At 31.7% G+C, this 13328-nt stretch carries 9 protein-coding genes; 7 read left to right on the forward strand and 2 right to left on the reverse strand.

Annotation, left to right across the window (positions count from 1 at the left end):
• The 7 genes from ACIQZC_RS05255 to ACIQZC_RS05285 all read left to right on the forward strand — a co-directional run.
• Positions 1-3583: translocation/assembly module TamB domain-containing protein (locus ACIQZC_RS05255; protein WP_396138188.1), on the forward strand; the 3583-nt coding region annotated here is incomplete at its 5' end.
• Between the two features lie 137 nt (positions 3584-3720).
• Entirely contained in the window at positions 3721-4707 is a 987-nt protein-coding gene (gene pfkA / locus ACIQZC_RS05260; RefSeq protein ID WP_396138189.1) for a 6-phosphofructokinase, read from the forward strand.
• Between the two features lie 91 nt (positions 4708-4798).
• Complete coding sequence (gap, locus tag ACIQZC_RS05265; protein WP_396138190.1) at positions 4799-5809, forward strand: type I glyceraldehyde-3-phosphate dehydrogenase; 1011 nt, start codon at positions 4799-4801, stop codon at positions 5807-5809.
• A 78-nt stretch (positions 5810-5887) separates the two neighbouring features.
• Entirely contained in the window at positions 5888-6739 is an 852-nt protein-coding gene (locus ACIQZC_RS05270; RefSeq protein ID WP_396138191.1) for an N-acetylglucosamine kinase, read from the forward strand.
• Between the two features lie 86 nt (positions 6740-6825).
• Positions 6826-7194, forward strand: coding sequence for a methylglyoxal synthase (locus ACIQZC_RS05275; protein WP_396138192.1), 369 nt, complete (start codon positions 6826-6828; stop codon positions 7192-7194).
• A 110-nt stretch (positions 7195-7304) separates the two neighbouring features.
• Positions 7305-9722 carry a PAS domain S-box protein gene (locus tag ACIQZC_RS05280; RefSeq protein ID WP_396138193.1) on the forward strand — a complete coding sequence of 806 codons (2418 nt, stop codon included), beginning with the start codon at positions 7305-7307 and terminating at the stop codon, positions 9720-9722.
• A gap of 4 nt (positions 9723-9726) precedes the next feature.
• Positions 9727-10092, forward strand: coding sequence for a response regulator (locus tag ACIQZC_RS05285; RefSeq protein WP_396138194.1), 366 nt, complete (start codon positions 9727-9729; stop codon positions 10090-10092).
• A 5-nt stretch (positions 10093-10097) separates the two neighbouring features.
• On the opposite strand, the gene ACIQZC_RS05290 is transcribed toward ACIQZC_RS05285, so the two are convergent.
• Positions 10098-11765, reverse strand: coding sequence for a pseudouridine synthase (locus ACIQZC_RS05290; protein ID WP_396138195.1), 1668 nt, complete (start codon positions 11763-11765; stop codon positions 10098-10100).
• Positions 11766-11772: 7 nt separating this feature from the next.
• A partial coding sequence (locus ACIQZC_RS05295; protein WP_396138196.1) for an acyl-CoA carboxylase subunit beta occupies positions 11773-13328 on the reverse strand: 1556 nt, incomplete at its 5' end.

Genomic DNA, 13328 nt, shown 5'->3' on the forward strand with positions numbered 1-13328 from the left:
AGCAGACAAAAATCAATCTGAAATTATCGGGTCGGTAAATTTTAAAAATCTTTTTGGAAAAGGAAATCAAACCTTTTATATGAAAGGAAATTTTGATAGAATAGCTACTGATTACAATCAAGTTGTTCGAGTATTGCCAAGAGTATTAGGTAAAAATTTACCAACAATGCTTTCGAAATTTGGAAAAATAAATTTGGCTGGAGCCATAGAATTGACACAAAAATACATCAATGCAGACGTTTATTTACTTTCAAAGTTAGGAGAGTTAGAGAGCAATTTTTCAATGCAAAATATTGACGAAATTGATAAAGCAGCTTATCAGGGTACGATTCAACTGGCAAATTTTGATTTAGGCTCACTTCTTAATGAAAAAACATTGGGTAGAACAACACTTAATTTAGAAATTGATGGAAGTGGTTTCACTCAAAAACTGCTCAACACAAAGCTGAAAGGAACTATAGATAAGTTGTATTTCAATGGCTATAATTACCAATCGATAACTGTTGATGGTAGCATGAAAATGCCATGTTTTAAAGGCTATTTCAATAGTAATGATGCTAATTTAAAAATGGATTTTGATGGTGTTGTAGATTTAAGTAAAAGTGCTAATAATTATGATTTTAAAGCGCAAATTGATTATGCGGATTTATATTTATTAAATTTTTATAAGAAAGATACTACCTCGATTTTTAGAGGTAAAATAGATTTTAAAGCATTTGGAGGATCAGTTGACGATTTGACTGGAGCTTTAAAAATACACGATATTTCTTATCAAAATAGTAAAAATTCGTATTTATTTGAAGATTTTGATATCACTTCTTCCTTTGATCAAGATAAGGTTAGAACGATCACAATGAATTCTCCTGATATTATGAGTGGCCAAATTATTGGAAAATATAAGGTTAAAGAAGTTCAAAAAATAGTGGAGAATGCATTAGGAAGTTTGTATGCTAATTATTCGCCCAATAAATTAGCCAAAAATCAATTCTTATCCTTTGATTTTAAACTATATGATAAGATTGTTGAAGTTTTTATTCCAGATGTTTCTATTTCCGAAAATACCAGATTTAAAGGGCAAATTAATGCAGATGCTGGAAAATTTGAATTAGATTTTATTTCTCCCACAATTATTGCTTACGAGAATCAAATTAAAAATATAAAAATAGATATTGATAATAAAAACCCAATTTATAATACGTTTATCTCGGTAGATACCATTAAAAATAAAAATTATAAAATTGCCGATTTTAACTTAATTAACGTGACTCTTAATGACACATTATTTGTTCGCTCTGAATTTAAAGGAGGTGATCAAAGTCTAGATAAATTTGATATAAATTTATATCACACTATTAATCAGGATAAACAATCGATTTTAGGTTTTAAAAAGTCAGAGATAAAATTCAAAGAGTATACTTGGTTTATCAATGAAAATGAAACAAATGATAATAAAATAATTTTCGATAAATTTTTGAACAATTTTGATTTTCAAAAAATAAGTCTTTCGCACAATGATCAAAAAATGGATTTTTTTGGCACCATGCGAGATTCAACCTATAAAGACTTTCAACTGACATTTAATGATGTTGATTTAAAAAAAGTTACTCCTAATATCGATAGTCTTTCTTTTAGCGGAAAAATAAACGGTAATATCAAATATAAACAAGATAAAAACAACTATGATCCTCAATCCAGTATTACTATTGACAGTTTAGGAATAAATAAAATACTTATTGGAAATCTTGATTTTAACATTGATGGAAATGATAAATTTAATCAATTTAAGGTTAATTCTGCGATTACAAAAAATGGAGCAGATCGTTTTTTCCTAAACGGAATTGTGAATTTTGTTGGAGATCAATCAAGTTTAGAATTGGATGCCGGATTTAATGAATTTGATTTAGCGCCATTCGGACCTTTATTAGGAAGTGTTTTATCTGATGTTCGTGGTTCAGCAAACGGAAGAGCCACTATTGCAGGTGCTTTAACAAAGCCTGAAATAGATGGTCGTTTGTATTTAAATGATGCAGGAATGCGTGTTCCTTACTTAAATGTTGATTATGCTTTTGAAAAAAATGCAATTGTCGACATCACAGAACATCAATTTAGTTTGCGAAAGATAGAAGTAACAGACACTAAATACAAAACTAAAGGAATCTTAGATGGAACGATTCGTCATGAAGCATTAGACAATTGGCAATTAGATTTGCATTTAAATTCAAATAATATTTTAGCATTAGACACACCTGATTCTGATGGAGCGTATTATTACGGAACTGCATTTATGAATGGTTCTGCAAGTATAACAGGAGCGGTTAATGCTTTAAACATTGAAGTTACTGGTAAGTCTGAAAAGGGCACTACTATTAAAATTCCTGTGAATGATGACGAGGAATTAGGTGATAATTCATTTATCAAATTCATGACTAAAGCCGAATTTCAAAAAATTAAAACAGGAAAAGTAATCGAGAAAAATAAATATCAAGGAATTGAATTGGCTTTGCGTTTTGATATTGATCAAAATGCTGAAATTGAAATTATACTTAACAAAGAATCAGGTCACGCCATGAAAGGAAGAGGTGTAGGGTCTATGTTTATGGAAATAAATACCTTAGGTAAATTTCAAATGAATGGTGATTTTATTGTACAAGAAGGACAATATAATTTTAAATATGGCGGTTTAATTGATAAAAAGTTTAATGTTGAAAAAGGTGGTACCATTCGATGGGATGGCGAACCAATGAATGCAGTTTTAGATCTAGAAGCAACCTACAAGACTACTGCAAATCCTGCTGTTTTGTTAGAGAGCGCTTCCTTTAACAGAAAAGTTGATACTAATGTTTCAATTTTATTGAATGGAAATTTAAGTAATCCGCAACCCGATTTTAACATCAATTTCCCAACGGTGAGTTCCGTTTTAAAAAGCGAAATTGAGTATAAATTACAAGACAAAGATGCCAGACAAACTCAAGCTTTTGCACTACTTTCTACTGGTTCGTTTGTAACTGCTGAAACTGCTGGTAATGCTGCATATGGGCCACTTTTTGAACGAGCAGGTTCGTTGATAAATGGTTTGTTTGCAGATGAAGATAGTAAATTACAATTAGGGTTTGATTATTCTCAAGGAGACAGGTTAACTGAAATTTCTGATAGAGTTGGTGTTACCCTTAGTACTCGTATTAATGACAGAATTTCAATCAATGGAAAAGTTGGGGTGCCAGTCGGGGGATTAACTGAATCAGTGGTTGTGGGTAATGTAGAAATTCAAATGCAATTAAATGAAGATGGTACACTTAGTGCTCATGTGTTTAATAGAGAAAATAACATCAATTATATTGGAGAAGGAATCGGTTATACCCAAGGATTAGGACTTACTTATAATGTTGAGTTCAATACTTTTAAAGAAATGATTCGTAAGATTTTTACCAAAAAGACTTTAATCAAAAAGACAACGAATTCAAGCAACGAAATTCCTGATTCCGAAGACATACCAACAGAATTTTTAGACTACATAAACGATCGAAAAGATAAAAAATCAGAAGGTGCTAAAGAAGTAATTAATAAAGTTCCCGAAATTGACTAATTCTTTAATTTTTAGCATAAGAAATAAAAAGTTATTAACGAAAACGTTTGAATTTGCCACTATAATTAAATAGTTAGCAAAATAATCTTCGTTTTGTAAATTCCTTTATTAATTTTACAAATAATACCGTAAAAAATATGTCAACAGCTATTAAAAAAATTGGAGTTTTAACTTCAGGCGGAGATTCGCCGGGAATGAATGCAGCTATTAGAGCTGTTGTTCGTGCTTGTGCTTATTATAATATTGAGTGTGTTGGAATCTACCGCGGTTATCAAGGGATGATTGAAGGCGATTTTAAACCTATGGGACCCCGAGATGTGAAAAACATTATCAATAAAGGTGGAACTATTTTAAAAACAGCGCGTTCAAAAGACTTTATGACTGTTGAAGGTAGAAAAAAAGCATACAATAATTTAAAAGCCAATGGAGTAGATTCACTTGTTGTTATTGGTGGAGATGGAACGTTTACAGGTGCTGAAAAGTTTAATGAAGAATTTGGTTTTTCTGTAATTGGAATTCCAGGTACAATTGATAATGATATTTTTGGAACCAGTCATACTTTAGGATATGATACCGCATTGAATACAGTTGTGGATTGTATTGATAAAATTCGTGATACAGCCAATTCTCATAATCGTTTATTCTTTGTAGAAGTAATGGGAAGAGATGCCGGACACATTGCGTTAAACGCAGGGATAGGAGCAGGAGCAGAGGAAATTTTAATTCCAGAAGAAGCTTTTGGTTTAGACAGATTGGTAGATTCTTTGAAAAAAAGTAAAGAATCAGGAAAAACATCAAGTATTGTAGTGGTTTCTGAAGGGGATAAAATAGGTAAAAACGTTTTTGAACTTAAAGATTATATAGAAGAAAACATGCCAGAATATGACGTACGTGTTTCGGTGCTCGGACATATGCAAAGAGGAGGATCACCTTCTTGTTTTGATAGGGTTTTAGCTTCTAGATTAGGAGTAAAAGCAGTTGAAAGTTTATTAGAAGGTAAATCTAATTATATGGTTGGAATACAATACGACAAAATTTGTCTAACACCATTAGAACAAGCCATCAAAGGACAAAGTGAAATAGATTTAGAACTTGTAAAAGTTTCAGATATTGTGTCATCGTAAAGAAAGTAAAAAGTAAAAAGTAAAGAGTAAAGAGTGCCTTTCAACTCAATTAACTAAAGGATTCCAAAAGGAATCAAATATATAAAAGAACATGTCAACAGTAAAAATAGGAATTAACGGATTTGGTAGAATTGGAAGAATTGTTTTTAGAGAAACATACAACAGAGAAAATGTAGAAGTTGTAGCCATTAACGATTTATTAGATGTAGATCATTTGGCCTATTTATTAAAATATGATTCTGTTCACGGACGTTTTGCTGGAAAAGTAGAAGTTAAAGACGGAAAATTATACGTTAACGATAAATATATTCGTGTAACTGCAGAAAGAGATCCAGCTCAAATTAAATGGGATGAATCAGGAGTAAACGCTGATGTAGTAGCAGAATGTACTGGTTTTTTTACAACTAAAGAAACAGCAAATGCTCATATAGTAGGTGGTGCAAAAAAAGTAATTATTTCAGCACCTTCAGCAGACGCGCCAATGTTTGTAATGGGTGTAAATCATGAAAAAGCAACTGTTGCAGATACTGTAGTTTCTAATGCGTCATGTACTACCAATTGTTTAGCTCCTTTAGCAAAAGTAATTCACGATAATTTCGAAATTGTTGAAGGATTAATGACAACAGTTCATGCATCTACTTCCACTCAAATGGTAGCAGACGGTCCTTCAAGAAAAGATTGGAGAGGTGGTCGTGCGGCTTCAGTAAATATTATTCCATCTTCAACAGGTGCTGCAAAAGCAGTAGGACAAGTGATTCCAGATTTAAATGGAAAATTAACAGGAATGTCTATGCGTGTGCCAACGGTTGATGTTTCTGTGGTAGATTTAACAGTTAAATTAGCTAAAGAAACTACTTACGCGGAAATTATGAGTGTATTGAAACACGCTTCAGAAACTTCTATGAAAGGTATTTTAGGATATACAGAAGATTTAGTAGTATCTCAAGATTTCGTTTCAGATACTCGTACTTCTATTGTAGATGCAAATGCTGGAATTGGTTTAAATTCAACTTTCTTTAAATTGGTTTCTTGGTACGATAACGAATACGGATATTCTTCTAAATTAATCGATTTGGCAGTACATATCAATGCTATAAAATAAAAATAAAATAAATATTTGAGTAGAGAATAGAACTCAAAAATCTATTCTCTATGCTCTATACTCTATATTCTAAAAACCATGAAATTATTAGTTGACAGTGGATCTACAAAAGCAGATTGGATTGCTATTGATGATAACGGAAAAGTATTATTTACTACACAATCATTAGGATTAAATCCAGAAGTCTTAAATAAAGACGAAATCATTCATCGCCTAGATGATAAATTTGATATTAAGCATAACAAAGACAAAGCAACACATTTGTTTTTTTATGGAGCTGGTTGTGGAACCGATCGAATGAAAAATTTCCTAACCGAAGTATTTCAAAACTATTTTAAAAACGCAACAGTGGTTGTGCATGAAGACACCTATGCTGCTGTTTATGCTACAACACCAAAAGATACCGAAGCTATTGTATGTATATTAGGCACAGGTTCAAATTGCAGTTATTATGATGGAAAAATATTACATCAAAAAGTACAATCTCTTGGTTACATAGCTATGGATGATTGTTCAGGAAATCGCTTTGGGCGTCATTTATTGAGAGGTTACTATTTTAATAAAATGCCGAAAGACTTAGCGCAAGAATTTCATGAAGAATATAATGTTGATGCCGATTATATTAAGCATAATTTATATAAAGAACCAAATCCCAATGCCTATTTAGCTACTTTTGCTAAGTTTTTAATTAAACATAAAGACACTGATTTTTGTAAAAAATACATCCAATTAGAAATGGAAGATTTTGTTGAAAATTATGTAGAACAATTTGAAAATTGCAAAGAGGTTCCTGTACATTTTGTGGGTTCAATTGCTTTTTATTTAAAAGATGAATTGACGGCTGTGTTAGTAAAAAGAGGTATTACCATAGGAAATGTTTTAAGAAGACCTATTGACGGACTAATTGCTTACCACATTTTAAATAAATAAATACAAATGGTTATCAAATATTCCCAAAGCACGTAAAATGTTTTGGAATTTTTTTATTTAGTATCTTTGTACTAAATTAAATTACTATGGAAATTGCAATCATAGCACACGATGGAAAAAAGGCCGACATGGTTCAGTTCTTAAATAAGAATAAAGAGATATTATTAAACGAGAAAATAAAAATTATAGCTACTGGAACTACTGGTAGCAAGGCAGAAGCAGCAGGATTTAAAGTTAAAAAAATGCTCTCTGGACCATTAGGTGGCGATGCTCAAATTGCAGCTCGTGTTGCGGAGGGTAAAACTAAAATGGTCTTGTTTTTTAAAGATCCAAATTCTAGTCATCCACATGAAGCCGATATTAATATGCTTATCAGAATATGTGATGTGCACAATATACCTTTGGCTACTAATGAATCAACTGCTCAGTTACTATTATTAGGATTGAATGAATAGCTCTCAATGTGATTCCCCGATAAGATAAATTTATATGTTTTAAAATAATATAGTATATTGCATCCCTACTTTTTAACTACTTTTGTAGTATTAAGTGTTAAATTTACCCTATGCATCAAAATCAAAAATGCAATTTTACAACAGAAGATGTTGATTTAATCCATTTCAAATCATCAATTGAAGCTTCATTAAAGTTCATAATGGGGCAATGCGGAATAGTACTTGCTTATGCATCACTTCAATTTGATAATCATTCGACTCAAATTACACTTGGTGATTTTAATTTTGATTTAATTTCAGATTATTTAAAATCACATCATAAAACCATCAACAAAAAAAGTATTTCTACTAATGTAGAATCAATAAAAATTGATTCGTTTACTACAGTTTATATACTATCAGAAATTCCATTACATTCAAATGATAGCAATTATTCTGGAATCGTATATTTTTTAGGATATGAAAACCAAATACTTACTGAAGAAAAAATAAAATTAATAGAGTTTGGTAAGTTGCAAATTGAAACCCTTGCTAATTTATTTTATCAGAATAAGGCGCTACACAGAATAATAAAATCACAAGAGGAAAAGTTCGACTTATTTTCTGAAGATACATTGAAAATAAATAACGAACGTTTCATTTATGCCAGTGAAGCTACTTCTGATGCTTTGTGGGATTGGAATATAATTACCAATGAGATATTTGTAGGTGAAAGTTATTCATTGTTATTTGGTTATCAATTTGAAAACAATATTTTACCTGGTCCATTTTGTGAAGGTTTAGTTCATCCAGACGATAAGCAGCAATATGAAGATTCAATAGATGTAGCAATTGAAAATGGTAACTCAAAATGGGCACATGAATACAGATACCTAAAAGCTTGCGGTACTTATGCTTATGTGAGTGATAAAGCAATTATAATTAGAGATGACAAGGGTGAAGCCATTAGAATGATTGGTGCGATGCAGGATATTACTCAGGAAAAATTATTGAAAGATGAGTTGTTGCAAAGTGAAGAGCGTTTCAAAGGAGCCTTCAATCATTCCTCTTTAGGAATGGCATTAGTAAATTATGAAAATAAATGGATTGAGGTTAATGATAGAATGTGTGAAATTTTAGGTTATACACGTGAAGAATTCAAGCAGCTTACCTTTATTGATATCACTTATAAAGAAGACTTAGCAGCTGATTTAGCTTTTAAAAATCAAATGCTAAATGGTGAAATACCAAGTTTCAATATGGAGAAAAGGTATATTCATAAAAATAAATCATTAGTATGGGTTCATTTATCAGTTTCAGCGGTTAAGAATAGTTTGGGCGAAATACAACATTATGTAGCTCAAATAATTGATATTTCTGAGCGAAAACGAATGGAAGAGGAAAATCGATTATTAATTGAAGAAAAAAATCGAAATAAAGCCTTGCAATTAATTGAGGCAAAAAATTGGTATCGATTGCTTGCAGATAATACAATTGATTTAGTTTGCTTGCACAATTTAGATGCCACTTTTAAGTATGTTTCACCTTCAATTCAAACGTTATTAGGATATGACCCAGAAGAATTGATTGGAAAATTTCCTGAAAATTATGTTCATCCAGAAGATTTAAAAAAATTTAAAAAACGAATTGGTTCTATAGTAAAAGATAAAGAACTATTTTCTGAACAAGTTCGATTGAGAAATAGTAAAGGAGAATATATTTGGTTTGAAACCAATGCTTCTTTGGTATATGAAAATAAAATTCCTGTTAGTTTTCAGTCGAGTACAAGAGATATCACCCAACGAAAAAAAGCAGAACAAATCATTGAAGATACCTTACTTCAAGAACGTCAATTGAATGAATTGCGAACAAACTTAGTGTCTACGATATCGCATGAGTTCAGAACACCTATGACCACAATTAGAACAAGTGCCGAACTTATTACTATGTATTTGCAAAATAGTAAATTCAATGAAGCACCTCAAATAGAAAAACGCGTTAAAACAATTACTGCAGAAATAGATCGTATTGTTGAATTAATGGATGCTGTATTGACCATCTCAAAAGATGATGCAGGCAAAACAAGTTATAATCCTATTGTTTGTAATTTAAATGAAATATGCAAAGAAGTTATTGAAACCAGCTTTAATAATCAAAAAGATAATCGAAATGTAGATGTTTTATTTAAAAGTAATAAGGTTGAAATTTTTGCAGATATTAATTTAATAAAATATACGCTTTTTAATGTTTTAAGCAACGCATTCAAATATTCTGAAGGATGTGGCAATGTTCAGTTAAACTTATTTATAGTTGATAATTTTGTTCAAATTGATGTAATTGATAATGGAATTGGAATACCAAAAGAAGAGCAATCTAAGTTATTTAATACCTTTTATAGAGCTAGTAATTCAAACGGTATTCAAGGAACAGGATTAGGTTTATATATCATTAAAATGTTTACAAAGAAAAATTCAGGTAGGGTTTATCTTGAAAGTGAACTCGGTAAAGGAACAAAAGTTACATTAAGATTTCCATTGTATAAAAATTAATTATATGACAAAAGTTTTAATTATTGATGATGAGGTTAATTTAAGAGAAACCATTGCAGAAATGTTATCGTATACAGGATATCATGTGTGTTTAGCAAAAGATGGAATTGAAGGATTAACAAAAGTGGTTGAATTTCAGCCAAATATCATTATTTGCGATGTAATGATGCCTGAACTAGATGGTTACGGATTTGTTGAACAACATAAAAATTCAAATTATTCAAATGTTCCGGTGGTTTTATTAACGGCAAAAGTAGAGCAAAAAGACGAAGAATATGGTTTAAGTCTTGGGGTTAAAGCATACATCAGAAAACCATTTACCTTCAAAGATTTAGAAGAAAAAATAATCTTTTACGCCGATAAGGTATAAGTTTATCAAAAGGGCGCATTTTTTTGAATAGTGATTTCTTCCTTAGATATTGGATGCAAAAATGTAATTTGTTCCGCATGTAAAAATAATCGTTCGTTTTTTAAACCATAAAGATCATCTCCAACAATAGGCGTTTTTAAACCGAGTTCATGAGAGGAATGAACCCTAAGTTGGTGTGTTCTTCCCGTTATCGGATAAAAATAAACGCGCGTTTTATTATCCTTAATTTCAATTACTTCCCATTTCGTTTGTGCTTGTTTTCCGTGTTCATAGCACACCAATTGTCTTGGTCGGTCATCTAAATCAACCCGAAGCGGTAAATCAATATAACCTGCTTTTTCATCTAAAATACCATCTAATAAAGCTACATAGCGTTTTTTAATGGTTCGTTTTATAAACTGACTTTGTAATTTTACATAGGTTTCTTCATCTTTAGCAATTAACATTAATCCCGAAGTTGACATGTCTAAACGATGTACTATTAATGGACCAGTAGCCTTTGGATATAATTCTTTTACTCTTTGATAAACCGAATCACTAATAATTTTTCCCGGAACCGATAAAAATTCGGCGGGTTTATTTATTATCGCTAAAACTTCATCTTCATAAACAATTTCAATATCTTTTCCTTCCGCTGGATTTTCTTGAAACGGATTTGCTTCCATTTCTAGACCTTTCAGCATGTGCGAAAGTAATATAGGCTCGCATTTACTTTTACAAGCTGGATAAAATTGTTTGTGTTTTCTAATTTCCGATTTTGGCGATTGTCCCCACCAAAATTCAGCTATCGCAATTGGTTTCAATTTATGTTCGAAAGCGTAATGCAATAATTTAGGTGCAGCGCATTCTCCGGCACCAGCTGGTGGATTATTATTGAAGATTTCTCCAATGCTTTTCCGTTCGCCAAATTGATTTAAAAACGAATATTCTGCAAATAATTTTTGTTGTAAAGCGCCCGATTTTTGTTTGCGTTCATCTTTTAGTTGGTTAATCTCGTTTAAAAGTAAATTGAATTCATTTTGTACATTTTCAAGTTGAAAATTCCAATATTTTGTCATTTTCTTGAGCAAAATGCTTTCTTTTTTGCTTTCTTCTGAAAGTGTTGTTGCTAAAAGTTCAATTTCAGCTGAAGATAAATTTTCAAATGAATTACGTTTTTCATCGCGTTCGATCTTAAGTTTTTTGATTGTATCTTTCTGATTTTGAATATCTGAAATGGCTTCGTTTTTTGTAGTTTCTAATTGAATATTCTTGTTTTGTAATTCGTCTGAATGTTCTAAAATTTCAATTTGACGATTTATTGCATTTAATACTTCTTCTTCTTTTCTAAAAAAACCGTTTTCTTGCAACATATCAAAAATCGTTGGAACAAAATAAGAATGGTGATTTTCACCAGCTAATTTTCCTGAAAACGCCCATAAATAGCCTAATTCTCCCTCTTGATTTTGACACACTAAAACGCCAAACATTTTACCAATCGCCAAACCTTCCTGATGTTCGTTCAATCCAAAATTATGTTCAAAATCAGTTTGTGTTTCTAAATACCCTTGTAATTCGTTAGCTGCAATGATGCTTAACTCATGCGGTTCATAATAAAAAGGAAACGTGAATTTTTCGGGCAATGAAATACCTGAAATATTGATTTTGAAAGACTGGAAAACGTTATTTTGCATTATTAAATTAAACCTGAATCACACCCAAGTTAAATTGCTTCTCAATAGGAGCGTGGTTAGCGGCTTCAATTCCCATAGAAATCCAAGTTCTAGTTTCTAATGGATCAATTATAGCGTCTGTCCATAATCGTGCAGCTGCGTAATAAGGAGAAACTTGTTCGTCATAACGTGCTTTAATTTGATCAAAAAGTTGTTTTTCTTTAACTTCATCTATAACTTCACCTTTTGCTTTTAAGGAAGAAGCTTCAATTTGAGCCAATACTTTTGCAGCTTGAGTACCACCCATAACGGCTAATTCTGCACTTGGCCAAGCAAAGATTAATCTTGGATCATAGGCTTTTCCACACATGGCATAATTTCCTGCTCCGTATGAATTTCCAATAATAACTGTAAATTTTGGTACTACCGAATTTGCCATTGCATTTACCATTTTTGCACCATCTTTTATAATTCCTCCATGTTCAGATTTTGAACCCACCATGAAACCGGTAACATCTTGCACAAATACTAATGGAATTTTCTTCTGATTACAATTTGCAATAAAACGCGTGGCTTTATCAGCTGAATCGGAATAAATAGCGCCTCCAAATTGCATTTCACCCTTCGCGTTTTTTACAACTTTGCGTTGGTTGGCAACAATTCCAACAGCCCAACCATCGATTCTTGCATAAGCGGTAATTAAGGTTTTTCCATAATCGCCTTTGTATTCATCAAATTCTGAATTATCAACCAATCGTTTGATGATTTCATACATATCATATTGATCTGCTCTTGATATTGGTAGAATTCCATAAATATCTTTTGGTTCTAAAGCTGGTTTTTCGGCTTTAACACGATTATATCCTGCTTTATCAAAAGCACCAATTTTTCCGACAATACTTTTAATTCGATCTAATGCATCTTTATCATCTTTAGCTTTATAATCCGTCACACCTGAAATTTCGCAATGTGTTGTTGCTCCGCCAAGAGTTTCATTATCAACTGTTTCGCCAATAGCAGCTTTCACTAAATAACTTCCGGCTAAGAAAATACTTCCTGTTTTATCTACAATCATGGCTTCATCGCTCATAATTGGTAAATATGCACCACCAGCCACACAACTTCCCATTACAGCGGCTATTTGTGTAATTCCCATACTGCTCATGATGGCATTATTTCTAAAAATCCGACCAAAATGTTCTTTATCGGGGAAAATTTCATCCTGCAATGGTAAATAAACACCTGCAGAATCAACTAAATAAATAATTGGTAAGCGATTTTCCATAGCAATTTCTTGTGCTCGAAGGTTCTTTTTTCCAGTTATTGGAAACCAGGCACCAGCTTTAACTGTTGCATCATTAGCCACTACAATACATTGTTTGCCCGAAATAAAGCCTATTTTCACCACTACACCCCCAGAAGGGCAACCACCGTGTTCTTTGTACATTCCATCACCTACAAATGCACCAATTTCAATACTTTTTGATTTTTCATCTAACAAATAAGCAATTCGTTCACGAGCTGTCATTTTACCTTCAGCGTGTAATTTTTCAATTCGCTTGGTTCCTCCGCCTAACTTTACTT

This window comes from Flavobacterium sp. (assembly GCF_044338735.1).
In the GTDB taxonomy this organism is placed as follows: Bacteria; Bacteroidota; Bacteroidia; order Flavobacteriales; family Flavobacteriaceae; genus Flavobacterium.